At 59.8% G+C, this 25,621-nt stretch carries 23 protein-coding genes and 1 tRNA gene; 11 read left to right on the top strand and 13 right to left on the bottom strand.

Annotated features, from left to right (window positions below; translation table 11 throughout):
- Positions 1-51: 51 nt before the first annotated feature.
- Complete coding sequence (locus ACOYQJ_RS05770) at positions 52-279, top strand: DUF1127 domain-containing protein (RefSeq protein ID WP_422905054.1); 228 nt, start codon at positions 52-54, stop codon at positions 277-279.
- Positions 280-430: 151 nt separating this feature from the next.
- Entirely contained in the window at positions 431-868 is a 438-nt protein-coding gene (speD, locus tag ACOYQJ_RS05765; protein ID WP_422905053.1) for an adenosylmethionine decarboxylase, read from the top strand.
- 26 nt (positions 869-894) lie between these two features.
- On the opposite strand, the gene ACOYQJ_RS05760 is transcribed toward speD, so the two are convergent.
- The gene (locus ACOYQJ_RS05760) at positions 895-1,320 is read right to left on the bottom strand and encodes a PaaI family thioesterase (protein WP_422905052.1); all 426 of its coding nucleotides are present in this window, start codon (positions 1,318-1,320) and stop codon (positions 895-897) included.
- 54 nt (positions 1,321-1,374) lie between these two features.
- Between ACOYQJ_RS05760 and ACOYQJ_RS05755 the strand changes: the two genes are divergently transcribed.
- From ACOYQJ_RS05755 to ACOYQJ_RS05735, 5 genes are all read left to right on the top strand, one after another.
- Positions 1,375-2,157 carry an enoyl-CoA hydratase gene (locus ACOYQJ_RS05755; protein WP_422905051.1) on the top strand — a complete coding sequence of 261 codons (783 nt, stop codon included), beginning with the start codon at positions 1,375-1,377 and terminating at the stop codon, positions 2,155-2,157.
- A gap of 39 nt (positions 2,158-2,196) precedes the next feature.
- Complete coding sequence (trmFO, locus tag ACOYQJ_RS05750) at positions 2,197-3,561, top strand: methylenetetrahydrofolate--tRNA-(uracil(54)-C(5))-methyltransferase (FADH(2)-oxidizing) TrmFO (protein WP_422905050.1); 1,365 nt, start codon at positions 2,197-2,199, stop codon at positions 3,559-3,561.
- Between the two features lie 12 nt (positions 3,562-3,573).
- On the top strand, positions 3,574-4,179 hold the full coding sequence (locus tag ACOYQJ_RS05745) for a class I SAM-dependent DNA methyltransferase (protein ID WP_422905049.1): 606 nt from the start codon (positions 3,574-3,576) through the stop codon (positions 4,177-4,179).
- Positions 4,176-5,042 (top strand): tRNA glutamyl-Q(34) synthetase GluQRS, encoded by an 867-nt coding sequence (gene gluQRS / locus ACOYQJ_RS05740; protein ID WP_422905048.1) that lies wholly within the window; start codon positions 4,176-4,178, stop codon positions 5,040-5,042. The genes ACOYQJ_RS05745 and gluQRS overlap by 4 nt, the downstream gene beginning before the upstream one ends.
- Before the next feature lie 99 nt (positions 5,043-5,141).
- Positions 5,142-6,899 (top strand): phospholipase D-like domain-containing protein, encoded by a 1,758-nt coding sequence (locus ACOYQJ_RS05735; RefSeq protein ID WP_422905047.1) that lies wholly within the window; start codon positions 5,142-5,144, stop codon positions 6,897-6,899.
- Between the two features lie 34 nt (positions 6,900-6,933).
- Here the strand turns inward: ACOYQJ_RS05735 and ACOYQJ_RS05730 are convergent, their stop codons facing one another.
- Both ACOYQJ_RS05730 and hisI read right to left on the bottom strand, forming a co-directional pair.
- Positions 6,934-10,359 (bottom strand): indolepyruvate ferredoxin oxidoreductase family protein, encoded by a 3,426-nt coding sequence (locus ACOYQJ_RS05730; RefSeq protein WP_422905046.1) that lies wholly within the window; start codon positions 10,357-10,359, stop codon positions 6,934-6,936.
- Positions 10,360-10,510: 151 nt separating this feature from the next.
- Positions 10,511-10,873, bottom strand: a complete 363-nt coding sequence (hisI, locus tag ACOYQJ_RS05725; RefSeq protein WP_422905045.1) for a phosphoribosyl-AMP cyclohydrolase — start codon at positions 10,871-10,873, stop codon at positions 10,511-10,513.
- Between the two features lie 71 nt (positions 10,874-10,944).
- Between hisI and ACOYQJ_RS05720 the strand changes: the two genes are divergently transcribed.
- Together ACOYQJ_RS05720 and ACOYQJ_RS05715 are read left to right on the top strand one after the other, a co-directional pair.
- Positions 10,945-11,394: an iron-sulfur cluster assembly scaffold protein gene (locus ACOYQJ_RS05720; protein WP_422905044.1), complete on the top strand. Its 450-nt coding sequence runs from the start codon at positions 10,945-10,947 to the stop codon at positions 11,392-11,394.
- Positions 11,395-11,451: 57 nt separating this feature from the next.
- On the top strand, positions 11,452-12,855 hold the full coding sequence (locus ACOYQJ_RS05715; protein ID WP_422905043.1) for a methyl-accepting chemotaxis protein: 1,404 nt from the start codon (positions 11,452-11,454) through the stop codon (positions 12,853-12,855).
- Positions 12,856-13,032: 177 nt separating this feature from the next.
- On the opposite strand, the gene ACOYQJ_RS05710 is transcribed toward ACOYQJ_RS05715, so the two are convergent.
- The 5 genes from ACOYQJ_RS05710 to sciP all read right to left on the bottom strand — a co-directional run bounded on the left by ACOYQJ_RS05710 (position 13,033) and on the right by sciP (position 18,748).
- On the bottom strand, positions 13,033-13,155 hold the full coding sequence (locus tag ACOYQJ_RS05710; protein WP_422905042.1) for a hypothetical protein: 123 nt from the start codon (positions 13,153-13,155) through the stop codon (positions 13,033-13,035).
- Positions 13,156-13,379: 224 nt separating this feature from the next.
- Positions 13,380-15,470, bottom strand: coding sequence for an ATP-dependent DNA helicase RecG (gene recG / locus ACOYQJ_RS05705; RefSeq protein ID WP_422905041.1), 2,091 nt, complete (start codon positions 15,468-15,470; stop codon positions 13,380-13,382).
- On the bottom strand, positions 15,467-17,581 hold the full coding sequence (gene ligA / locus ACOYQJ_RS05700) for an NAD-dependent DNA ligase LigA (protein ID WP_422905040.1): 2,115 nt from the start codon (positions 17,579-17,581) through the stop codon (positions 15,467-15,469). The genes recG and ligA overlap by 4 nt, the downstream gene beginning before the upstream one ends.
- 65 nt (positions 17,582-17,646) lie before the next feature.
- Positions 17,647-18,363, bottom strand: a complete 717-nt coding sequence (ctrA, locus tag ACOYQJ_RS05695) for a response regulator transcription factor CtrA (RefSeq protein ID WP_422905039.1) — start codon at positions 18,361-18,363, stop codon at positions 17,647-17,649.
- A 106-nt stretch (positions 18,364-18,469) separates the two neighbouring features.
- Complete coding sequence (gene sciP, locus ACOYQJ_RS05690) at positions 18,470-18,748, bottom strand: CtrA inhibitor SciP (protein WP_422905038.1); 279 nt, start codon at positions 18,746-18,748, stop codon at positions 18,470-18,472.
- Positions 18,749-18,871: 123 nt separating this feature from the next.
- Here sciP and mnmA point away from each other — a divergent pair, with 123 nt between their 5' ends.
- Positions 18,872-20,014 carry a tRNA 2-thiouridine(34) synthase MnmA gene (mnmA, locus tag ACOYQJ_RS05685; protein ID WP_422905037.1) on the top strand — a complete coding sequence of 381 codons (1,143 nt, stop codon included), beginning with the start codon at positions 18,872-18,874 and terminating at the stop codon, positions 20,012-20,014.
- Positions 20,015-20,133: 119 nt separating this feature from the next.
- Here the strand turns inward: mnmA and ACOYQJ_RS05680 are convergent, their stop codons facing one another.
- From ACOYQJ_RS05680 to ACOYQJ_RS05665, 4 genes are read right to left on the bottom strand one after another with little or no spacing between them, the layout of a single operon-like run.
- On the bottom strand, positions 20,134-21,342 hold the full coding sequence (locus ACOYQJ_RS05680) for a beta-ketoacyl-[acyl-carrier-protein] synthase family protein (RefSeq protein ID WP_422905036.1): 1,209 nt from the start codon (positions 21,340-21,342) through the stop codon (positions 20,134-20,136).
- Complete coding sequence (locus ACOYQJ_RS05675) at positions 21,339-21,599, bottom strand: acyl carrier protein (RefSeq protein ID WP_422905035.1); 261 nt, start codon at positions 21,597-21,599, stop codon at positions 21,339-21,341. The genes ACOYQJ_RS05680 and ACOYQJ_RS05675 overlap by 4 nt, the downstream gene beginning before the upstream one ends.
- Positions 21,600-21,632: 33 nt before the next feature.
- Complete coding sequence (lpxD, locus tag ACOYQJ_RS05670; RefSeq protein ID WP_422905034.1) at positions 21,633-22,724, bottom strand: UDP-3-O-(3-hydroxymyristoyl)glucosamine N-acyltransferase; 1,092 nt, start codon at positions 22,722-22,724, stop codon at positions 21,633-21,635.
- A 33-nt stretch (positions 22,725-22,757) separates the two neighbouring features.
- Positions 22,758-24,389: a L,D-transpeptidase family protein gene (locus ACOYQJ_RS05665; RefSeq protein ID WP_422905033.1), complete on the bottom strand. Its 1,632-nt coding sequence runs from the start codon at positions 24,387-24,389 to the stop codon at positions 22,758-22,760.
- 335 nt (positions 24,390-24,724) lie between these two features.
- Between ACOYQJ_RS05665 and mepK the strand changes: the two genes are divergently transcribed.
- Positions 24,725-25,285 (top strand): peptidoglycan L,D-endopeptidase MepK, encoded by a 561-nt coding sequence (gene mepK / locus ACOYQJ_RS05660; RefSeq protein WP_422905316.1) that lies wholly within the window; start codon positions 24,725-24,727, stop codon positions 25,283-25,285.
- A 258-nt stretch (positions 25,286-25,543) separates the two neighbouring features.
- Here the strand turns inward: mepK and ACOYQJ_RS05655 are convergent.
- Positions 25,544-25,620: transfer RNA gene (locus ACOYQJ_RS05655), tRNA-Asp, on the bottom strand.
- Position 25,621: the final 1 nt, after the last annotated feature.

Raw genomic sequence — 25,621 nt, 5'->3', positions numbered from 1 at the left:
ATGTACCGAATTTCGGCGTTTTGTGTCAATACAATTAACAGGAGTTTCCCCATGGCACACATTGCAACGCGTGACGCGCTGTCCATCCTTGACGCAGCCCATCCCCTGCCGCCGCTGGCGACATTCGCTCTCCGTGTTGCCGTGGTTACAACAAAATGGGCACAGCGCAGCCGAACCCGAAAGGCATTGGCGCAGCTGGACGAACATTTGTTGCGTGACGTGGGATTGGATCGGCGCACGGCCCATCGGGAAGCGTGCCGCATGTTCTGGCAAGGCTAATCCCTGACTTGCCAGACGTCTTCCTGGGGCGCGGGGTCTTCCTGCGCCCATTTTTCGTGTTAGAACCGGGCAACGTCATTGACCGGTGCAGAACAATTCCTGATCGATTCTCATTTTCCCGCTTGCCCGCCCCGAACATCGGAAGTGCGTCATGAAAGACTCCCCCGATACGCAGGGAATCCGCGACCAATCCCGCGTCGATCACTTTATGCGACGCGATGGAACCACCTATGCGGGCATTCACCTGATCATAGAGGTGGTGAACGGTCGCGGCCTTGACGACGACGCGCGGATCCAGGCCGCGTTCCGCGATTGCGCAGAAAGCTGCGGCGCCACAATTCTGCACCTGCATACGCATCGCTTTTCCCCGCAGGGCATCAGCGGTGTCGCGGTACTCGCCGAGAGCCATATTTCGGTGCACACTTGGCCGGAAATTGGCTACGGCGCTTTTGATGTCTTCATGTGCGGTGATGCGCAGCCATGGAATGCCGTCGATGTGCTGTCAAAGGCCTTTGAAACGGCGGATGTCCGCGTCAGGGAGTTGCGGCGCGGCGAAGGCATTTTGCCCGGCCCGAAAACAACCACCTGACCCGGCCCCGATTACCTTCGGAATACCTATCCCCGCGCGGGTGGAATCGAATAGGTCAGGCTGGCGTGGGCCACCGGTTTGTCGCTGCCTTCACTGAACAGAAGCACGTCGGTCACCGACAGCGCCTTGCCCAGCTTCAACACTTTAGCTTCGGCCAGCAAGTCCTTTCCAGCCTCAGGTTTTCTCATGAAATCAATCGAGCAATGCGTGGTCACGGCCAGTGCCTCTTTGCCGATGAAACACATGGTCGCCACATAGGCCGCCACGTCCGCCAGGCTGAACATCGCCGGCCCCGAAACCGTGCCTCCGGGGCGCAGATGGCGTTCGTCCGAATGCAGACGCATGATCAGAATCGTCTCATCCAGCCGATCGATCCCGAACATCCCACGCACCTGAGGAAACACCTCATGCAGGAATTCCGCCATCTCTTCGGCCCCAATCTTCAATTCCACAGCTTGTCCTCCCGCTTTGCTGCCAGCTAAGCTGTCCCAAACGAGGAGGACAAGATGGAACTTCTGGAACGTCGCGACACAAATGGCGTCGCGCACCTGCGAATGAATGCACCCGAGCGGCTGAATGCGCTGTCGGACGAAATGTTGGCCGCCTTTCAGGCGCAGATCGACAGCCTGTCCGAAGATCGCGAGACCCGGGTCGTCGTGATCTCCGGTGAGGGCAAGGCCTTTTGCGCCGGGCATGACCTGAAACAGATGCAGGCCGGGCGGCAGGCCGAGGATGGCGGCGCGGCCTATTTCAAGGATCTGTTCACCCGTTGTGCCAGCGTCATGTCCGGGCTGACGCGGCTGCCGCAACCGGTAATCGCGCAGGTGCATGGCATCGCCACCGCCGCTGGCTGCCAGATGGTGGCCTCGTGCGATATGGCCGTGGCGGCAAGTGGCACGCGTTTTGGCGTGAACGGCGTGAATATCGGCCTCTTCTGCTCAACCCCTATGGTGGCATTGTCGCGCAATATCCCGCGAAAACGCGCCTTTGAGATGCTGACCACCGGGCAGTTCCTACCGGACACCGAGGCGGAAAAACTGGGCCTGATCAATCGCATCGTTCCCGGCGATCAGCTGGAAAGTGCAACGCAAGAACTGGCGGAAACCGTTTCAGCCAAGTTGTCCGCCGCCGTGAAGATCGGGAAAAGCGCGTTTTACCAGCAGCTTGAGATGGGGCTGGACGATGCCTATGCCTTTACCGGCGATGTAATGGTGCAGAACATGCTGTGGCGCGACACCGACGAAGGCATTCAGGCCTTTCTGGAAAAGCGCAAGCCCGACTGGAGCTGAACCCTTGGCAGGACGCCCGCCTTCCTCTACATGCGCAGCATGACACAAGAACTCCACATCGTCGGCGGCGGAATGGCCGGCTCCGAAGCCGCTTGGCAGGCCGCAAACATGGGCGTGCAGGTTGTCCTGCACGAGATGCGTCCAAAGGTGAAGACCTTTGCGCATCAGACTGGAAACCTTGGGGAAATGGTCTGTTCCAATTCCTTCCGGTCGGACGATTCCGAACAGAACGCCGTCGGGCTTCTACATTGGGAAATGGTTCAGGCCGACGGCCTGATCATGCGCACCGCGCACGAACATCGCCTGCCCGCCGGTGGCGCCCTGGCCGTAGACCGAGAGGCTTTTGCCGAAAAGATCACCGCGACGCTGACAGCGCATCCCAACGTACGGATTTCGCACGAAGAAGTGGTTGATCTGCCCGATGATGGTCACTGGATTTTTGCCACCGGCCCGCTGACCTCGGCCGGTCTGGGCGAGGCGATCCAGAAAGAAACCGGCGCCGACAGGCTGGCGTTTTTCGACGCCATCGCGCCCATTGTCTATGCGGAAAGCATTGATATGTCCGTCGCATGGCGCCAGTCACGCTATGACAAGGGCGAAACGGAGGCCGAGCAGAAGGCCTATATCAACTGTCCGATGGACCGCGACCAGTACGAAGCCTTCATCGACGCGCTTCTGGCTGCTGACAAGACCGAGTTCCACGAAGGTGAAACCGCCGGGTATTTCGACGGCTGCCTGCCGATCGAAGTCATGGCGGAACGCGGTCGCGAGACCCTGCGTCACGGCCCGATGAAGCCCGTCGGTCTGACCAATCCTCACAACCCCGAGCAAAAGGCCTATGCCGTCGTTCAGCTGCGCCGCGACAATGCGCTGGGAACGCTCTACAATATCGTCGGCTTTCAGACAAAGATGAAGTACGGCGCACAAGCCTATGTTTTCAAGATGATTCCCGGCCTGCATGAAGCCTCTTTTGCGCGGCTCGGCGGCATCCATCGCAACACCTTCCTGAATTCTCCGACGCTGCTGGACAACCAGATGCGTCTGCGATCCAAGCCCAATATCCGCTTTGCCGGGCAAGTCACGGGCGTTGAGGGTTATGTCGAAAGTTCGGCCATGGGGCTGCTGGCCGGTCGGATGGCAGCCAGTGAAATTTTGGGCCGCGACCTTCCCGAAGTGCCGCAGGACACCGCGCATGGCGCGCTGATCCACCACATCACCGGCGGCGCAGAGGCCAAGACCTTTCAGCCGATGAACGTGAATTTTGGTCTTTTCCGTCCTCTGGATGGGATGCGCGGCGGACGACGAGGACGCCGCGACCGCTACAAAGGCTATACCGACCGCGCAAAAGAGGCGTGGTCACAGTGGTTGACCTTGCAGGGGCTTGACGAGGCCGCCGCCGAGTAGAACCATGCCGTCATGACGGATGGATTTTTCGACAAGGTCTACAAGACCCGTGGCACAGAGCAGACGCGCGATCTTTATGACGCGTGGTCAAAGACTTACGACGAAGAACTTGCGCAGAACAACTATGTCACGCCGCAGCGCTGCGCCGATGCTTTGGCGCGGTTCGTTGACGACAAGACCCAGCCGCTTCTTGATTTTGGCTGCGGCACCGGAATGTCGGGGCTGGCTTTGCGGATGACGGGGTTTTCAGTGATCGACGGGCGCGATCTGTCACCCGGAATGCTCGCACAAGCGCGCCAGAAAGGCATCTACCGCGACCTTGCGCAGATTGGCCCGGATGACCCGCTGCCGGGTGGCTACGGTGCCATTGCCGCCATCGGGGTGATCGGTTCAGGCGCGGCGCCGATATCCGTCTTGGATCGGATCGTCGAGGCGCTTCCGCCCAAGGGGAAAACAGTCTTTTCCTTTAACGATCACACCTTGGAAGACCCCGTCTATCAAGCCCGCGTGGATGCCTTGATCGATGCGGGCATCGTCATGGAACTGTGTCGCGAATACGGTGATCACCTGCCTGGACAGAACATCAACTCCATGATCTACGTGATTGAAAAACAGTGACGTTTTGCACGCGCTTTGCGCCGTCTCCAACGGGCCCATTGCACCTTGGACACGCCTATTCCGCGCTCGTGGCGCACGGAATGGCGCGGGCGATCAATGGGCGCTTTCTGCTGCGGATCGAGGACATCGACCAGACGCGGTCGCGCCCCGCTTGGGAGCAGAAAATCTACGACGACCTGAACTGGCTAGGTATCACTTGGGACGCGCCGCCGATGCGGCAGTCAGACCGGACCCCGGTCTACCGCAGCGCGCTTGACGCCCTGTGGGCGCGCGGGCTGCTGTACCCCTGCACCTGCACGCGCCGCGACATTGCCGAGGCCGCCAGCGCCCCGCAGGAGGGCGCTGAACCCGTCTTTGGACCAGACGGGCTGATCTATCCCGGCACCTGCCGCGACAAACCCATCCCCAAGGGCACTGAATTGCCCGACAATGTCGCCCTGCGCATGAACATGAACCGGGCTTTGGCGAGCTTGCCCGCGAGCACCGCATTCGAATTTGAAGAAACCGGCGTTGAGCCGGGGCCGATCCGCTTTTCCGCCCATGATCTGGTCTCAACGGTGGGCGATATTGTTCTGTCACGTAAGGATTTTCCCGGATCTTATCATCTCAGCGTCGTGCTGGACGATGACGATCAGGGCATCACACATGTCATCCGGGGTCGCGATCTGTTCGAGGCAACGAAAATCCATGTGGTTCTGCAATTGCTCTTGGGTCTTGAGACGCCGGTTTACCATCACCACCGCCTGATCCGCGATGAGGCTGGCAAACGCCTTGCCAAGCGCGACGATGCCCGCGCCATTGCCACCTATCGAGCCGAGGGCATGCGACCCGAAGACATCCGAAAGATGGTTGGCTTGATCTGAGCCAAGCGGGCCACTCTGACAGTTTTGGGAAAAACGTCACAACCCAGACGTGAAATGCGCTAAGCTATCTGAGAACATCAATTTATTTCGAGAATCAATATGCGTGAGATTTCCCGAGCTGGCGCATTTTCCGTCAGAGCCATTTCAGGCACCCGCGCGGTCATGCTGGCCATGAACGCACACGAGGCCGATCTTCAGGATTTCCTTGGCTTCGCCGTGGGCGTGTCATTCTTTCCGACGGACCGCATTCGTTGGCTCCACGGTTTCAAATGCTTTCAATCCGTCGTGCCCAACCCGCATCGCGCGCAGCGCTTCAGTACGCTTGAACACCCCGTTCAGGATTTCCGCTGGGGCCACTATTGGGCCGAACCGGACACTGAATATCGCTATACAATTCGCCCGCTTTTCCGCCCTTCGAATGGTGATCTGACACAACTCAGGGCCGAGGAAGACCTGACCGTCAGCATCCGAACCGAAAGCGAAACCCAAGGCAAGCACTCGGTCTTTTTCAATCGCGGGGCGATTGTCAGTCAGGCCTATGCCGAGAGGTTCGGCAATGATGACACTTTAACCGAAGAGGAACTGGCCGAAGAACTGAATGACCCGCATGCCGCCCGCACCAAATGGCTGTCGCGCGGGCTGCTCGAAGGCGCGCTTGCTTTTATCGCGCAGGCGGTGGACAGCCGTTTTTCGCTGCATTGCGGGTTTTACGAGCTTACCTATCCGCCGATCCTCCAAGCCCTGGCCGATGCCGCCGCCCGAGGGGTGCAGGTCGAGGTCACCTTTGAGGCCGATTGGTTCAAACGCAGCGAAAACCAGCGTGTCGAAACCAAATACGGCAAGATGAACCGCGCAGCGATCGCGCCGTTTCAAGGGCGCAGCAACCTGCATTTCAAGGAACGCATCAACTTTATCGCCATCACGCATAACAAGTTCATGGTGCTCAAGGAAAACGGTCACCCCGTGCAGGTCTGGACAGGGTCAACCAATATTACAGCGTCGGGTTTTTGCGGGCAAAGCAACACCGGGCATGTGGTGCGCGATGAAGCGCTGGCCCAGACCTATGCTACCTATTTCGACCTACTGGCGCGCGACGCCGAGCGCGAGGAAATGAAAGCCTTTACCGAGGCCAACACCCCTCCTCCACCCGAACAATTGCCGCCCGACACTGTCACGCCGCTGTTTTCGCCGCGCGTTGGTTCGACCGAGCTGGACTGGTACGGGCGCCGCATCGAGCAGGCCGCGCAGACGGTGCTGATGACCTCGGCCTTTGGGGTGACCACGCGTTTGGCGCACTACTTTGACAATGACCGCGATTACCTGCGCTATGTCCTGATGGAGCAGCGCAGCCGCGGTAAAGGTGCACAAGAGATGGTCGAACGCGACCGCGACACCCGCGTCGTCTTTGGTCAGGGGCTGGGCTACACCGGATCGATGGGCCATTGGCGCGAAATTCCGGGCTTCAAACTGGAACACTGGATGTGGCGCGAACATCACTTCCGCTCATCCGGGCATGTGTTTTTCATCCACACCAAGTACATGGGCATCGACGTGATGACGGATGAACCGATGATCTTCACCGGCTCGGCCAACTTCTCGCCGGGATCTTTGACCAGCAACGATGAAAACATGCTGCTGATCCGGGGCGACACCCATGTGGCCGACGTATACACGACGGAATTTTTCCGGCTGCTCAACCATTTCTATTTCCGGCAGGTCGCGAACCGCAAATCAGAGAGCGGATTGAGCGACCCGGGCATCCGCTTTCTGGACGAAGATGACGGTTGGGTGCGCGGCCATTTCCGGCCGGAAAACTATCGCGCCAAGCGGCGCGAACTGTTCGGGGTCGCCCCCTGATACCGGCTTGGGCCAATATCAGCTGCGGTATAGTTCAGGCCAATTGCGCCCTTAGCGTTGCGACCTGCTGCTTGACGTCCTCTGCCGCTTTTTCGCGGACCGGGCCATAACCGCGGATCTCCATCGGGGCGCTCAGAAGCTGCTGGTATTGCTTGCGTTTGTCAGCCGAATAGGCGTGTTCGACAAAATTCAGGATTTCCTCGAACCAAGCCAGCAAGTCACGATCCAGAGCGCGATCCTTTGAGCGTCCGAACGGGTCGAACGCTGTGCCGCGCAGCCCCTTCATCCGGGCGAGCAGACGCAACGGCGTTTTCATCCAAGGCCCAAAGGCCCGCTTGAGCGGGCGACCGCGTGTGTCGTGACCCGTCGGGAAAAGCGGCGGAGCAAAGTGGTAAACGACCTTGAAGTCGCCCTCGAACGCCTGTTCCAACTGGCCGTCGAAGCCGGTCTGGGTGAACAGCCGGGCGACTTCGTATTCGTCCTTGTATGCCATGAGCTTGAACAGCGATCTTACAGCGGCAGTGATGACCGTATCAGGCGCATCCTTGGGCAAGGCGGCGCGGAATTTCGCAATGCGCGCGGTAAAGCGATCCGCGTAGGCCTGATCCTGATACTGCGTTAGAAACGCAGCGCGCCGCGCGATCAGCTCATCCAGATCAGGCTCGTCGGGTTTGGCGGCTCCCAGATGTTCGGCAAGCTGCTCGGGCGCGGCAGCCATCAGCCGCCCAATATCAAAGGCCTGCGCGTTCTTTTCGACGGCCACGCCATTGAGCAAGATTGCCTGCTTCATGGCCATTTCGCTGACCGGAACCAGCCCCTGCTGCCAGGCCGCCCCCAAAAGCAGGATATTGGCAAAGACGGTATCGCCCATCAGCGCCTCGGAGACTTTGTTGGCATCGAAGCCCAGCACATTGTCGGCGCCGACAGCCCGGCGCACCAAGGTTTCGCGCTCATCAATCCTGAGATCAGCGTCGCGACGCAGCACCAGATCTCCGGTTGGCATCTCGGCGCGGTTCAGCACAACGCGCGTGCCTTGCCTGTAATGCACCGAGGCTTTGGGCGATGAAGCCACGACCGCATCGCAACCAATCAAAGCGTCGGCCGAGCCGGTTTCGATCCGCACCTGATGGATCGCCTCAGGCGTGGCCCCAAGGCGGACATAGCCAATCACGGTACCGAATTTCTGCGCAAAACCAGTGAAGTCAAGAACGCTGGCGCCCTTGCCTTCAAGATGCGCGGCCATGGTGATCAAGGCACCCACGGTCACAACGCCGGTGCCGCCGACCCCCGCGACAAGCAGATCAAAGGGTTGATCCAGCGCGGGCAATTTCGGTTGCGGCAAACTGCCAAGCCCCGCCTGAAGGTCCAGCGCCGCCATCTTGGGTTTGCGCCGACTGCCGCCTTCGACGGTCACGAAACTGGGGCAAAACCCGTTCAGGCAGGAAAAATCCTTGTTGCAACTGGACAGGTTGATTTTGCGTTTGCGCCCGAACTCGGTCTCTTTAGGTTCGACGCTCAGGCAATTGCTTTCCAACGAACAATCGCCGCAACCTTCGCAGACGAGATCGTTGATAAAGGCAAAGCGTTTGGGGTCTTCGATGGTTCCGCGCTTGCGGCGTCGACGTTTTTCGGTAGCGCAGGTCTGCTCGTAAATCAGAACCGTGACACCGGGGATCTCGCGCAATTCACGCTGAACGGTGTCCAGCGCGGCGCGGTCGTGGAATGTGACCCCGGACGGAAATTCGGAATGGTCGAATTTGTCGATGTCATCCGAGACCAGCGCAATCCGCGTGACCCCTTCGGCGCGGCAGGCCATGGCGATACCCGTGACGCTGACCGGGCCATCCACGGGCTGCCCGCCCGTCATCGCCACGGCATCGTTGTACAGGATCTTGTAGGTGATATTGGCCCCTGACGCGACCGCCTGCCGGATCGCGAGCGAGCCGGAGTGATACCAGGTGCCCTCGCCCAGATTTTGAAAGATATGCTTGCCGCCGTTGAACCGGGAAGCCGCCACCCATGGCACGCCTTCGCCGCCCATCTGGGCATAGCCGACAGTGTTGCGGTCCATCCAGCTGGCCATCACATGGCAGCCGATCCCCGAAGCCGCGATGCTGCCATCCGGCACCTTGGTCGAGCTGTTGTGCGGACAGCCGGAGCAGAAATAAGGCGTGCGCGTCGCGCCTTCGAGCTTCAGAACCGGGGGCGGCGTTTGGGTCAACGAGTGGGCCTTGGCAAGCAGGCCTTCGCCCGGAAAGAATTGGTCAAGGCGTTCGGCAACGATCGGGACCAGGGACAAGGGGCTAAGCTCCCCCGTCCAGGGGATCAGCGGATCGCCCGCCGCACGATGTTTGCCGACCATCTTCTTGGGTTTGTCACCGGGCCAGTCGTAGAAATATTCCTTGAACTGGCTTTCGATGATGCCGCGTTTTTCTTCGACAACCAGCACTTCTTCCTTTCCGCGCACAAAGGCCAACGCGTCGCGCCGGGCCAGCGGCCAAACCATGCCGACCTTGTAAATGTCGATCCCAAGGCGACGGCAGGCGGTTTCATCCACCCCCAAAAGGCGCAGTGCCTCCATCAGGTCCAGATGCCCCTTGCCGGTTGTGACAATGCCAAAGCGGGCGTTCGGGATATCATAGATGCGGCGATCAATCGGGTTTGCTTCGACAAAGGCCTCCACCGCGTCAAGCTTGGCGCCAATGCGGGTTTCAATCTCGGGGCTGGGCAGATCCGAGGTGCGCACATGCAGCCCGCCCGGAGGGGCGGTAAAATCGGGCTGCACAAAGCTGCGATCTGTTGGCAAGGTCACGGACTGGCCGCATTCGACCGTTTCCGAGATCGCCTTGAAGCCGACCCAAGTCCCGGAAAAGCGTGACAGGGCAAAGCCATACTCGCCAAAGCTCAGGTATTCCTGAACGTTGGCCGGGTTCAGTGTTGGCATGAACCAAGCCATCAAGGCCACGTCGGATTGGTGCGGCATCGAGGACGAGACACAGCCGTGGTCATCGCCTGCCACCACCAGAACGCCGCCCTTGGGTGAAGACCCATAAGCGTTGCCATGTTTCAGCGCGTCACCCGAGCGATCGAGGCCCGGCCCCTTGCCGTACCACATGGAAAACACGCCCTCGACCTCGCAATCGGGATCAAGAGAGACTTGTTGCGCCCCCAGAACCGCCGTGGCGCCGAGATCCTCGTTCACGGCGGGCAGGAATTCGATCTTGTTGGTCTGGAGTTGATCTTTGCAGCGCCACATCTCTTGATCGAGCCCGCCCAGCGGCGAGCCGCGATACCCTGACACGAATCCAGCGGTGTTGCGTCCGGCCGCGCGATCACGCCGCGCCTGATCGAACATCACCCGCACCAAGGCCTGCGTGCCGGTCAGGAACACCCGCCCTGCGGTGCGATCATACCGATCGCTCAGGCTGTAGGTGTCGAAAGAATGATCCTGATTTGTCATGGTGCGCTCCGAAGATTTCCTCGAAAAACTTACCATGCGAAGCTTGGAAAATTCGGCCAGAATTCAACAAAATCCAGTAGACTTCGGTAATCTATTCCACGAAATGTCTCAATTCTGAAATCTCATGCCGATCATTCGTGCGCCGCGGGTGTTATTCCTGCATGGGTGCCATCAACTCGGTCTCGCCCTCTCCAACGACCGAGGTGAAAAAGCACGAGCGCCGGTTGGTGTGGCAGGCCGGGCCAACCTGCCGGACCACGGCCAAAAGGCAGTCGCGGTCACAATCGACGCGCAGATCGACCAGTTCCTGCACATGCCCCGAGGTTTCGCCCTTGATCCAAAACGCCTGACGCGACCGCGACCAATAGGTGACGCGCCCGGTTTGCAGCGTCCGGGAAACGGATTCGGCATTCATCCAGGCCATCATCAACACCTCACCGGAGCCATCTTGCTGCGCGATACAGGGGATCAGGCCGTTTGCGTCATAGACCAAGGTCGAAGGATCGAAGGACATCGGGAAAAACCATTTTGCTTGTGGCGCCTGCATGCCTATCTAAGGGGGAGACGAGAAAAGGGAAAGCCACCATGGCCGAGACGGATCTGATCAAGCTTTACTCCAGCCGCATTCTGGAACTGGCCGCCGATATTCCCCGGTTGGAACGGCTTGAAGCCCCGGATGCAACTGTCAAGAAACGCTCGCCTCTTTGCGGATCGACCATCACCGTCGATGTGAAAATGCGCGATGGCAAGGTCAGCGACTATGGTCAGGACGTCAAAGCCTGCGCCTTGGGTCAGGCCGCGGCCTCGGTTGTCGGGGGGGCGATTGTTGGGTGTACCGAAAGCCAGATTCTCGAGGCCCGCGATGCGCTGCGCGCCATGCTGAAGGAAGACGGGCCAACACCGCCTGCCCCTTTTGACGGGCTCGAAGTTCTCCGCCCCGCCGCTGCCTATAAAAACCGCCACGCCTCGATCATGCTGGCGCTCGACGCGACTTCAGAGGCCTGCGCCAAGGTTCGGGAAAGCCACAGCGCTTAATTCATTGTTTGCCAAACCCGTGTATTCAGCCTGCTCGAGCATTAAGAGGCAGGCAAAATGCAGCAGCCAGACGATCTTTCGCTTCCAAGCACGGAACAGCAACTTGCGAAACTGACGGACGATGCCACCGGCCTTGGCCGGGAAACGGTGGATATCGGCGGGTTCCTGCACGATCTGGACATGCGGTGTCAGGCGCAGATCCAGGGGCTGGATCATATCAAACGCAACACCGGCGATCTTGCCAGCACCAGCACCCAGATGCTGGACGCCGTGCAGCGTATGGCGGCAGCAGCGGATGACGCCCTTGAGCGCGTGCGCACATCAACCGCCCTGCTCACCGAAACCGGTGAAAGGTCGCAATCTCTGGCGGAATGGGTGCGTTCGGTGCATGCACAGGGCCCCGAGGTCGAAGAGATGCTGCGCGCGGTTCAGGTTTCGAATTCCGAAATTTCCGATATATCGTGGCAGGTCAAACTCTTGGCGGTGAACGCAAAGATCGAAGCCGCCCGCGCCGGTCAGGCCGGAAAGGGCTTTTCCATCGTTGCCGATGCCGTGAATGAACTAAGCCAGAAAACCAGCACTGCGGCTGATACCATCTCGAACACGGTCAAGAAGTTGTCCGAATGGATGGGCGAGTTGCATCGTGGCGCCGAAGCCACCTCAAAAAGCGCAGAAGCGGTTCTGAGCCGTAGTGCCGACGCCGATTCCGCCCTGACCAATATCCAAAGCCGAGTTGCCGAATTGCAGGGCGACGCGCATGAACTGACCGGCGCCGCCGGGCGCGCAAAGCAGGCGGTCGATAACGTGGCCCCCGCTGTTCAGAAAATCGCCGATTCGGTGACCGAAGTGGCCGAGGGCGTGGATCAGGCCAGTACCCGTTGCGACAATCTTGTCGACAGATCCGAATCCATCCTTCAAAGCGCGGTCGCTCTGGGCGGCAATGGTCAGGACAGCACGATGATCACCTTGGTGCAGGATCTTGCCGGGCGGATTTGCGAAGCTTTTGAAACGGCCCTGCGTTCCGGACGCATCAGTTTGGATCAGTTGTTCAGCACTGACTATCGCCCGGTGCCCGGCTCCAATCCTGAACAGGTTGTGACGCCCTTCACCAAATTGACGGACGAGGTATTGCCACCTGTGCAAGAACCGGTTCTTGAACTGGATGCGCGCATTGTGTTCTGCGCCGCGGTGGACAGGAACGGATACCTTCCGACCCACAACATGAAATTCGGCCAGCGTCAGGGCGATGACCCGGTCTGGAACGCCGCGAACTGCCGCAACCGCCGGATCTTTGACGATCGCGTCGGGTTGAAAGCCGGGCGCAATCAGGATCCGTTCTTGCTGCAAGTCTACCGCCGCGACATGGGCGGCGGTGTCTTTGTCATGATGAAAGACCTGTCAGCCCCCATCGCCGTTCAGGGGCGCCATTGGGGCGGATTGCGACTGGCCTATAAATTCTGAAGCTGTTCAAAAAAAACCGCCGCACTCCTTAGGGGAGGCGGCGGAAAGTAGCGCGTTTTCAGGTGCAGGCGGGGCCAAAAGGTCGGTCACAGGCAGGCGGACCGAGGGGACAGGTTGGCGCATCGCGGACAGGATGATGCGGCCATAAGGCCCAAACACTTGAACGCAGGCAGAAACTCAGACGAGCGAAGGCAGGTGAAGCACCCCCATCAGGATCACGACCAGTGAAAGTGCACCCAAAGCGTCCTGCCACAGCGTGGCGTTTTGACGGTTCAGTGCAGTCAGTACGGTGTCCATCATGGTATGTTCTCCCACGTTCCCTTGAGTTGCCTCTTTGTTCTCATATTGTTTACGGCTTGTAAAGAACTTTATGAGAACAAAGAGGAACAAATTGGAAATGTCCGTCAGATGTCGCTGGCCTGTTTCCTTCCCCTGGCGATCCCGGGCTCCCCCTCGGTTCATCGCTGACGCGCGCGCCTCTTCCCCGGCGCGCGCGTTTTTCGTTGGAAATTCAGGGGGGCGGATCAGCCGACACTGATCAGACGAATGGCTTCATCCTGACGCATCAACCAAAGCAGATGGCGCGCCGCCTTGCCTCTGTCTGTTTGCAGCGTGGGATCATCCGCCAACAAGCGCCGCGCGTCGCTTTGCGCCACCGCCATCAGCGCGGCCTGTCGCTCCAGATCCGCGACGCGAAACCTCGGCAGGCCAGATTGCGCCGTACCGATCAGATCGCCTGCGCCGCGCATTTCCAGATCGACCTCGGAAATGCGGAACCCGTCTTCGGTTTCGCGCAGCGTGGTCAGGCGTTTCATGCCGCTTTCGGACAAGGGCGCCTGGTACATGAGCAGGCAGGTCGAGGCCGCCTCGCCCCGTCCAACGCGCCCGCGCAACTGGTGCAATTGCGCAAGGCCGAAAATCTCGGCCCGTTCGATCACCATGATCGAAGCGTTTGGCACGTTCACACCGACCTCGATCACCGTGGTCGCCACCAGAACGCTGGTCTTGCCCGCCACAAAATCCGCCATGGCGGCGTCTTTCTGATCATGCGGCATCTGACCGTGAACCAGACCAACAACCCCTTCGCCCAAGACCGCGCGCAGATGTTTGAAGCGCGCCTCAGCGGCAATCAGATCCGAAACCTCGCTTTCTTCGACCAAAGGGCAGACCCAATAGGCCTGCCGTCCCTCGGAAATCGCGCGATGCAGATGGTCGACCACCTCGTCCATCCGTTCCGTCGAGATCAGCGCAGTCTTTACCGGTTTCCGCCCGGGCGGCTTTTCGTCCAGAAGCGAGACATCCATGTCGCCATATTGCGCCAACGCGAGACTGCGGGGGATCGGCGTCGCGGTCATCACCAGCACGTCCGCGCCCTGCCCCTTTTTGCCCAGTTCGAGCCTTTGGCGAACGCCAAATCGGTGTTGTTCATCGACGATGGCAAGACGCAGGTCTCGAAACTCCACGTCTTTTTGAAACACCGCGTGGGTACCCACAAGAATCTGGATATCGCCGCGCGCAAGTGCCGCCAGCTTGGCCTGCCGTTCGGCGCCCTTGTCGCGCCCGGTCAAGAGTTCCAGCACAACCCCGGCAGATTCGGCCAAGGGTTGCAGCCCCTCAAGGTGTTGCCGCGCAAGGATTTCCGTCGGAGCCATCATGACACCCTGACCACCCGCCTCAACAGCCACGAGCAGCGCCATAAACGCGACAAGCGTCTTGCCCGCGCCCACATCCCCCTGCAACAACCGGTTCATCTTTTCCGGGCTCGCCATATCGCCCGCAATTTCGTCCATTGATCGCAGCTGGGCCCCAGTCGGCCGATAAGGCAGGCTTTTCAGCACCTTGGCCCGAAGGCGCCCATCACCCGTGGTCACGATACCACGGGTTTTGCGCCGATCCGCCCGCGCCAAGGCAAGCGTCAACTGGTGAGCCATCAACTCATCATAGGCCAATCGCGCGCGGGCGGGCGCGGTGGGGGCCAAATCGTTTTGCCCCTCGGGTGCATGGGCCCGCCGCAACGCGTCGCCCCATGTCGGCCAGCCCTCTTGCCGGGCCTGCTCCGCGTCAATCCATTCGGCCAGATCCGGCAATCGGGTCAGCGCGTCGGCCACGGCCTTAAACATGACCTTTTGCGTCACGCCCGACGTCAAAGGGTAAACAGGTTCGAATTCCGGCAGGCTGTCGGTCTCGTCTGGATCCAGGATATGTTCGGGGTGGACCATCTGCGGCACCCCATCGAACAGCTCAACCCGGCCCGAGATCACGCGGCGCTGCCCAGTTGGCAAAACGCGCATCAGATAGTCGGGGCGCGGATGAAAAAACACCAGTTGGAATCGGGTCTCAGCGTCATCGACGTCGATCCGGTAAGGCGCACCCCGTTTGGAGGGCGCGCGATGCTGGCCAATGGTGACCTCGACGGTGACAATGCCCGGCAAATCAGCGCCCTGAACGCTGTCCCTCAACCGCCGGTCGATGATCGAATAAGGCAGCGTGAACAGCAGATCGCGCGGCGCCACGATGTCCAGATGTTCCATCGCCTGCGCCGTTTTCGGGCCGATGCCGTCGAGCCCCTTGAGATCGGCGAACAACGGCCAGAGGATTTCGGGCCTGCCGGTCATCCGCCGATCAGCTCCAGCCAGCCATCCTCATCCAGGACCGTAAGCCCCAGTTCTTGCGCCTTTTTTTCTTTGCTGCCCGCCCCGGGGCCCGCCACCACAATATCGGTCTTTTTCGACACCGAGCCCGAAACCTTGGCGCCAAGCGACTCGGCCCGCGCCTTGGCTTCTGCCCTGCTCATCTTTTCGAGCGTGCCCGTGAACACCACGGTTTTTCCCGCCACCGGGCTGCCGTCCGTCGCCGGGCGCTCGGCCTCCTGTATGTTGAGGTGGGCCACCAGCCGATCAATCGAGGCGCGCTCAGCCTCTTGGTTCATCGCGGACACCAGGGATTGCGCCATGACCTTGCCGACGCCGTCGATGGACAGCAAGTCGTCCCACGCGGGGCCTTCCATCGGCGCGGCCTCCAACATCGCGCTCTCAAAAACCGACCAGGTGCCATAGTGACGGGCCAGCAGGTTCGAGGCGCTTTCGCCCACATGGCGGATACCAAGGGCAAAGATCACACGCCCCAAGGCGATCGAGCGACGCTCATCAATGGCATCGAACAGGTTGTTTGCCGATTTCTCACCCCAACCTTCGCGGTTCTTCAATTGCTGAATGCCGCTGCCAAATTTCTCTTTCAGATCAAAGATATCGGCGGGCTCCTTCACCCAGCCATCGGTGTAGAACTGTTCGACCTGCTTGGCCCCAAGCCCTTCGATGTCAAAGGCCGCGCGCGACACAAGATGTTTCAGCTTTTCAATCGCCTGCGCCGGGCAAATCATTCCGCCCGAGCAGCGGCGAACCGCATCCCCTTCTTCGCGGATCGCGTCCGAGCCGCATTCCGGACAAGTCGTGGGAAATTCAAAAGGTTTCGCATCCTTGGGCCGCTTGCCAAGGTCCACATCCGCCACCTTGGGAATCACGTCGCCGGCGCGATAGACCTGCACCCAATCACCGACACGGATGTCTTTGCCCTCCCGGATCTCATTGCCTTCGCTATCACGGCCCGCAATGTAATCTTCATTGTGCAGCGTCGCGTTGGAGACCACCACGCCGCCCACGGTCACCGGAGTCAGTCGCGCAACTGGCGACAAGGCTCCCGTGCGGCCCACCTGAATGTCGATACTTTCAAGCCGGGTCCAGGCCAGTTCCGCCGGGAATTTATGCGCGATCGCCCATCTCGGCGTGGTCGAGCGAAAGCCCAGTCGTGCCTGAAAACCAAGATCGTTCACTTTGTATACGACGCCGTCGATGTCATAGCCCAGCGTCGCGCGCTGTTTTTCGATCTGCCTGTAATGGGCGAGCATCTGTTCCGGCCCGTCACAAAGCGAGGTCAAAGGATTGGTTTGAAAGCCCAAGTCCTTAAGGCGTGCGATGGCCTGTACCTGAGTTTCGGCCAACGGGGCCGTCAATTCGCCCCAGGAATAGGCGAAAAAGCGCAACGGGCGGTCGCGGGTGATGTTTGCATCCAGTTGCCGCAGGCTTCCGGCGGCGGCATTGCGCGGGTTGGCAAAGGTCTTGCCGCCCCGGGCGCTTTGACGTGCGTTCAAATCCGCGAAATCAGCATGGCTCATGTAAACTTCGCCGCGCACTTCCAGAACTTCGGGGGCGCCGCTCAGAGTGTCCGGGATATCCGCGATCGTGCGCGCATTCGCCGTGACATTCTCTCCTTCCGAGCCATCGCCGCGGGTGGCGGCCTGTATCAGCCTGCCATGCTCGTAGCGCAGGGAAAGCGACAGGCCGTCGATTTTCGGCTCGCCGGTGTAGCGCAGGGGATCACTGTCGCTCAGCCCCAGATATCGCCTGATGGATGCATCGAAATCGTCAATGTCTTCGTCGTCAAACGCATTTGACAACGACATCATCCGAACCGCGTGGCGGACTTTTGAAAAGCCTTCGGCCGGAGCTGCCCCAACCTGCTCGGAGGGGCTGTCCTGGCGTTTCAGATGGGCAAAGCGCGCCTCGATCTCGGCGTTCCGACGTTTGAGCCTGTCATAATCGGCGTCTGAAATATCCGGCGCATCTTCTGCGTGATAGGCGCGATTGGCCCGTGCAAGAAGATCAGACAAACGGGCAAGCTCATCGCGTGCCTCATTTTCGCTCAGCGCATCTACCGCTTTGTCGGCCATGTCCCTGCCCTCTACGCCCTATCACTCAGCAGAGTGATAGGCGCGCATCAAGGCAAGGTCCAGCGTCAGGCGCTGGCAGCAAGCCGCTTGGTTTCGTCCAGGCTGGGATCGGGATCCCGCAGGACATAGCCGCGGCCCCAGACGGTTTCGATATAGTTGTCGTCGCCGGTCGCTTCAGAAAGCTTCTTGCGCAACTTGCAGATGAAAACGTCAATGATCTTGAGCTCGGGTTCGTCCATGCCGCCGTATAGATGATTAAGGAACATTTCCTTGGTCAGCGTGGTGCCTTTGCGCAGGCTGAGCAGCTCCAGCATCTGATATTCCTTGCCGGTCAGATGCACCGACTTCCCGGCCACCTCAACCGTCTTGGCATCAAGGTTCACCGAGATCTTGCCGGTTCGGATGACCGACTGGGAGTGCCCCTTGGACCGGCGAATGATTGCGTGGATGCGCGCAATCAGTTCATCACGGTGGAAGGGTTTGGTCATGTAGTCATCAGCGCCAAAGCCGAACCCTTTGATTTTGCTCTGGGTATCGTCTTCACCGGACAGGATTAGGATCGGCGTTTCGACACGCGCTACGCGCAGTTGGCGCAGAACTTCGTGCCCATTTATGTCGGGCAGGTTCAGGTCCAACAGGATCAGATCGTAGTCATAGAGCTTGGCAAGGTCGATCCCTTCCTCACCCAGATCTGTCGCGTAAACATTCAGATTGGCATGAGATAGCATCAATTCGATACTTTTTGACGTAGTGGGATCGTCTTCCACCAGTAGAATGCGCATAGAAAGTCTCCAACTTAATTCCTCAGGGCTGGACTGAACCTGTCGGATAATAGTTAACGCCTAATTACCGCATTAATCAGTATCGGAATAAAATTGAATATTCAACCTAAGGTTGACGATATTTCTGCACTCTTGTGGCTTTTAGAGCGTCTTCGCCGTGGCGGGCAGCGGACCGCACCCATGTCATCAGCTCCTCAGCGCTGAGTCCATAGCGCTCCATCGCCTGATCACTTGTGATCAATCCGAATTGAACCGCCCTGACAACGGCAGCTTTGCGCGACGCCACCCAACGGCGAGTTTCCGCAGGCGGAAGATCGGCGCGTGTCATGACGCTGCCATCTGGCAGTTTAACAGCGCGTGGCCCATCGATCTTTTTAAGGTACATACTCGTCATCCCCTCATTCGGACTGGGGACATCAAGCCATGAAGCGCTTAACACGGACTAAAAGCGCCCCTTGAGAGTAGGTCGAATTTTCCTATATTCCGTCCCAATCCCAAGGAGATTGCCATGCCACTCGATCCGGCCCCTTTGAATTCACTGGGCCTGCCCAAACCGCCCTCGGAAACCCGAGTCGTCGTTGCCATGTCTGGCGGCGTGGACAGCTCGGTCGTGGCCGCGCAACTGAAAGACGAAGGTTACGATGTCATCGGCGTGACGCTGCAGCTGTACGACCACGGCGCTGCGCTCGCCAAAAAGGGCGCGTGCTGTGCCGGCATCGATATCCATGATGCACGGCGCGTCGCGGAGGAAATGAACTTTCCCCACTACGTTCTTGATTACGAAAATATCTTCCGGGACGCGGTGATCGACGAATTCGCCGAAAGCTATCTGGGCGGCGCGACTCCGGTGCCCTGCATTCGCTGCAACGAACGGGTCAAATTCAAGGACCTTCTGGAAACCGCCAAGGATCTGGAGGCCGATTGCATGGCCACGGGGCATTATATCCAGCGAAAGCTGGGTGCCGACGGCCCCGAACTGCACAGCGCCGCAGATGCGAACCGAGATCAGAGCTATTTTCTGTTCTCCACCACGCCCGAGCAACTGTCCTATCTGCGCTTCCCTCTGGGGCACCTCCCCTCGAAAGAGGCAACGCGGCAGTTGGCGGCGAAATATGGACTGGCTGTCGCGGACAAACCCGACAGTCAGGACATCTGCTTTGTCCCCGACGGCAACTATGCCAGCGTGATCGAAAAACTGCGCCCCGGCGCTGCGGAACCGGGCGAGATCGTTCATGCGGACGGCCGCGTTCTGGGCGCCCACAAAGGCGTGATCCACTATACCATCGGCCAGCGCCGTGGATTGGGGATCGGCGGGCTGGCTGATCCGCTTTATGTGGTGCGGCTCGACGTTGATAAGAAGCACGTGGTTGTCGGGCCGAAAGAGATGCTGGCTACCCGCACGATCCCGGTGCGCGAAATCAACTGGCTTGGCGATGCGCCCTTTACATCGCAAAGCGAATGGCACCTCTCGGTCAAGGTCCGGTCGACCCGCCCCCCTCGTGAAGCGATTGTTCGCCCGCTTTCGGACACAACCGCCGAAGTTGAGCTTTTGACCCCCGAAGAAGGGGTAAGCCCGGGCCAAGCCTGTGTGTTTTACGAAAGCGAAGGGTCGCGAATCTTTGGCGGCGGATGGATCTGGCGCGGCTACTGATCTGAACAGGGCGCCATTTGCGATCCGCAGCGAAGCGGGGGGTTAGCCCCCCGTGAACACCGAGGAGAAGGCCTCAGACCGCCGACGAGATTTCCTGCGCGCGGCAGCGCACTTCTGGATCAGGTGCGGCCGAGGGCAAGGACAGCGTTGAGGCCGCCAAAGGCAAAGGCGTTCGACAGCACAACATCAACCTGCGCATTGCGCGCCTCATTCGGGACTACGTCGAGCGCGCATTCCGGGTCAGGCTCTTCGTAGCCGATGGTCGGCGCGATCACGCCGTCGCGCAGTGCCATGATGCAGGCCAAAAGCTCCACCGCGCCGGTGCCACCGATCAAGTGACCGTGCATCGACTTGGTTGATGAAATCATCAGATCGTCCGCATGGGTGCCAAAAACGTCAGCGACGGCTGCACATTCGGTTTTGTCATTGGCCGCGGTCCCGGTGCCATGCGCATTGATATAGCCCACGCGCTCTTTGGCGATGCCGCCATCCTGCAATGCGCCCGAGATCGCCCGCGCCGCGCCTTGCTTGGACGGCATGACAATGTCGGCGGCGTCCGAGGTCATGGCAAAGCCAAGCACTTCGCAAAGGATCGTGGCGCCGCGCGCTTTGGCGTGGTCATAGTCCTCGAAAACAAAGACCCCGGCGCCCTCGCCCTGCACCATGCCATTGCGGGTGGCGCTGAAAGGGCGACAGGCGTCCTTGGACATCACGCGCAGCCCTTCCCAGGCCTTCACACCGCCAAAGCACAGCATCGATTCCGACCCGCCGGTGATCATGGCCTGACACAGACCGGTGCGGATCATCTGAAAGGCTTGACCCATCGCGTGGTTGGAGCTGGCACAGGCGGTCGCCACGGTAAAGGACGGGCCTTTCAGGTTGAACTCCATGCTCACATGGCTGGCGGCAGCATTGTTCATCAGCTTGGGCACGACGAAGGGGTGAACGCGGTTCTTTCCTTCTTCGTAAACAGCGCGGTAGTTTTCATCCTGCGTTGTCAGACCGCCACCGGAATTGCCCAGAACCACGCCGGATTTATGGGCCAATTCGCCCTCGAAACTCAGACCCGCCTGCGCCACCGCCTCGCGGGCTGCCAGCAAGGTGAACTGCGTGAAGCGATCATAAAGCGCGAGTTGCTGGCGGTTGAACACCACCTCGGGCTCGTATCCTTTGACCTGTCCGCCAATCCGGATCGACAGGCGCTCAACGTCGCGGAATTGCAGATCACTGATGCCGCAGCGCCCTTCGCGCATCGCCTCCAGAGTATCCGGCACGTTCTGGCCCAAGGCATTGATCGTCCCTGCCCCGGTTATGACAACGCGTCTCACGTGGCCTGCTCGGATATCAGTTTCTCGATCCCGGCGACGATGGTGGACACCGTGGAGATGTCGAAATCGCCTTCCGAGGGATCGTTGGCGTTGAAGGGGATCGAAATATCAAAGGCCTCTTCGATGGCGAATATCGATTCCACCAGCCCGAGGCTGTCTATTCCCAGACTTTCCGGCGTGCTGTCCATCGTCACATCCGATGGCTCCAGCATGGCCTGTTCAGCGATGATGTCGATCACCTTGTCTTTGACGGTCATGATCTGGCCCTGTCTTGCTGTGCTGCCGCTGATTTAGTCATTCCCCATCAGCTTTGAAACCGCTTTCTTGAGGTCTGCGACGTCGCGGAACAGGCGCGGCAATCGGCGCAGGCCCTTATAGGCCTCGACGTGGGTTTCCATCTTCATGGCGGGATAGCCCAACATCACGCGTCCGGCCGGAACATTCGACAGCGCGACTGTCGCGCCGCCAAGAATGGCGCGGTCACCGATCACGATATTGTCGGATACACCTGACTGCCCGCCCAGCACGACCCCAGTGCCGATCCGGGTCGATCCAGCGACCCCGACCTGCGCGCAGATCATGCAATCATCGCCGATCACCACGTTGTGGCCGATCTGCACTAGGTTGTCGAACTTGCAGCCATTTCCAACGCGGGTGGCGCGCACCGTGCCCCGGTCAATGCAGCTGTTGGCGCCCAGCTCGACGTCATCACCGATCTCGACACCGCCCAGGCTGTGAATGCGGGCCCAGCTTTGCGTGGCCTCCGTGCCCTCAGCCCCAAGGCTGGCGCGGGCCTTTTCCACGCCCGAAGGCTCTGGCGTCACAAAGGAAAACCCATCCGCCCCGACAACCGCGCCGGGCTGCGCGATGAAGCGCGCGCCAATGCGCACTCGGGCGCCGATTCTGACGCCGCTGTGCAACAGTGCGCCTTCGCCCAGCTCGGCCTGCCATCCAATCTGGCACTGCGGCCCGATCACGCTGCCAGCGCCGATCTTCGCGCCAGCCGCGATCACAGCCAAGGGGCCAACCGAAACGCCTTTGCCCAGTTGCGCGGTTTCATCAATCACTGCTGTCGGGTGGATGCCCGGTCCATAGCCCTGCCCCGGATCCATCATCGCCGATAGGCCGGACATGGCATAGCGAGGGCGCGGCGCCAGCAGCGCCGCCTTCAGACCAAAGCCCTGCCAATCGGCGCCTTGCCACAGCATGGCCGCTTGCGCGTCACCTTGCCCGATCGCCTCGGCAAACTCGGGCTTCATAGCCAGCGCCAGTTGATCTGCCGCGGCGCTGGCGGGCTCTGCCACGCCGCAGATTTCGATCGAGCCGTCACCTTGCAGTTCCAGCCCAAGGGCCTCGGCAATCTGGGATACTGTATAAGGCATGATCTCTCCCGGCATATGCGCGCCGGCAGAGGTTTAACTACGTCCCGTGCGCAGCGCCACCCCTGCATTCGAGAGCGCCTGCCAAAGCAAAGCGTCGCGGTTATACACATCCGGGCGATAGTTCACCTGCCCTTTGGCCTGCGTAAAGGCCGTGCGGTAAATCAGATGCACCGGGATCGGCTGTTTGAGCGGCACGCTGGTTTCCTGCCCCGAGCGCAGGATGCGTTGGAAATACCCTACCGGGTCGTCCTCCTGCACCGCCAGCAGCGCATAGGCAAAGTCCTGCGGGTCATCCAGACGGATACAGCCGTGGCTGAAGGTGCGCACTGATTGCGAAAACAGGTGCTGCGAGGGCGTATCGTGCAGGTAGATGTTGTACTTGTTCGGGAAGAGGAACTTGACCGACCCCAGCGCGTTGCGCGGACCCGGAGGCTGGCGCATCGAAAAAGGGAAGCTGCGGGCACTGTACCCGGCAAAGCTGCGCCCCCGGCCAACCACCTGACCACGGCTGTCAACGATCTGGAGGTGCCCGACGGCGCCCGGATTGGACCGCAACAAAGGCAGATATTCCTTTACGATGATCGAGCGCGGCACATACCACGACGGGTTGATCACCATACGCTCCATGACATCGGAGAATTCCGGTGTGCGGCGATCCGCGGCCTGATGGCCGATGACCGAGCGGGTTTCAAAGGTCAGCTTGTCGTCATCGATGATCTGCGCGTGGTAATCCACGAGGTTGACCAGAACATGGCGTTTGCCGCGCCCTTCAGGCAGGTTCAGCCACCGCTCGCGCTCCATCGCGACGATGATCGACTTGAGCCGCTCTTCGGGGCCGGTATTGATCGCTCCCATGGTGGTTGGGCCCGCAACGCCATCCGGCTCGATCCCGTGATCTTCCTGAAAGCTCTGCACGGCCATCTGCATGGCACTGTCATAGGTCCCGCTCAGTGAAGATTTCAGATAGCCCATTGCGGTTAGACGATTGCGCAGCGCGATCACTGCGCTGCCGCTTTGACCGGGCTTCAGGCTGCCCGTCGGCACCACCTGCCCCCAGCCGCCATGGGCGATGCGATGCTCAAGCCGAAGCTTTTCCCGCATCAGGCGGGTGTATTCTGCGGTGGTCGGCGCAAGGCTGCGAAACACCGCCGAGGGCTCTTCGCTGGTCAGCCGCGCCAAAAGCTCGCCCGACGGACGTTGCGGCGTTGTGCGTTTGATCCCCGGCACAATTTTCGACGGCTCCAGCGCGCCTGATTGAAGATCGTGCGCGAATTTCAGGTAAAGACCGGTGAGTTCAACCTCGAGCAAGCCGCGCTCCCGCCCGGTTGTCGCGGTGGCCATGCGCGCCATCACAGCACTTGCATCATAGCGCCTTTCGGGCAGCCCGTGATCACCAGCCATCGACAAGGCGTCGAACAAGGCAGCCCGGCGCGCGCGGTCCGCGTCAGAGGGACCGGTCCAGATCGGCTCGAACGCACGTTCACGGTAGAAGGCGGCGACAGTCTCGTCTTCGCCAATACGTTCCGCCACGGCCTGCTTGTATGCCGTCACCTGGAAGGAAAAGCCGTTATCGGCAATCGCCATAGGCGCGCTGAAAATGATCGCAGTGGCGGCGATCAAGGCCCTAATGGATGCCCCGCCATTTATTCTTGAATTCCGAGTCATAAAAAAGTCCTTACCGTACGCGCATCCATGTTTAATTTGATTGTGTAAACAACACACTGCGACTGTCCACTCACATTTACGCCAAGGCACAAACTTCTTGCCTATCCGTTACCAGGAATAATCAAAGGCGCATTCCCGCCACAGTCGTTCAGCATTTGAGCAGGAAATTGCCAATTCCCTCTTGATCCCTGCAATTCACCGCAAAACGCCCTTTTTACCGCCGCCGATTCGTGCCATACGGTCTGTACATCTGGGGATAGATGGCAGGGCGCACAACGATGCGCAACGACAGTAGCAACAGCGACCACGGGACAGGCGCTTTCGATATGGCAGATATGACTTCAAGCAGCTTTTCGCGGCGTGCTCTTCTTGGTGCATTCGCCGCAACCTCGGTAGCCGCGGCACCGACCCTTTCCAACGCAGCCGGCCTTTTACGCGGTGCAGGTGACATCCGACGCCTCCGCATGTTTTCGGGCCGAACCGGCGAACGGATCGACATGATTTACTGGATCGAAGGCGAATACATTGCCGACGCGATCAAAGAAGTGAACCACTTCATGCGCGACTGGCGCACCAACGACGTTAAAAAGATCGACACCCGAACGCTGGACATCCTTGCAGCGACGCACAACCTGATGGACGTGCACGAGCCCTACATGCTGATCTCGGGCTATCGCAGCCCCAAGACGAACGCGATGTTGCGCTCACGCTCTTCCGGCGTTGCCAAGAATTCCCGCCACCTTCGCGGTCAGGCCGCCGACCTTCGGCTGTCTTCTCGTTCGGTCAACCAGATGGCCAAAGCGGCGCTGGCTTGCCACGCAGGCGGTGTCGGTCGTTACTCCAAGTCAGACTTCGTCCACATGGATTGCGGGCCTGTTCGCACCTGGGGAAGTTAAGACCCTATCCAAAAATCGTCGTCCCGACCAAGCGCCCCCTCCGTGGGGCGTTTTTTTTGCTCCCTGATATCCATCCACACCTATTTGTAGCCCAAACGTCACCTTTCAAACAGTCAGGTTTTCCTCACCGCCTGATGAATAAGCAACGCATTCTAGGTAGAAAGGTTCCCGAAAAAAATCAGACTGTGCGGAAGGGGCAAAGAATATAATCGCCACCAAGGGCGGAGGGCGCACAACTTGTCTGGATTGTTCGAAAAGTGGCGCGGTTGACGGGACTCGAACCCGCGACCCCCGGCGTGACAGGCCGGTACTCTAACCAACTGAGCTACAACCGCG

It is taken from the genome of Pacificoceanicola algae, from assembly GCF_049341065.1.
In the GTDB taxonomy this organism is placed as follows: domain Bacteria; phylum Pseudomonadota; class Alphaproteobacteria; order Rhodobacterales; family Rhodobacteraceae; genus Pacificoceanicola.
This window is presented reverse-complemented; position numbering and strand designations above follow the sequence as displayed.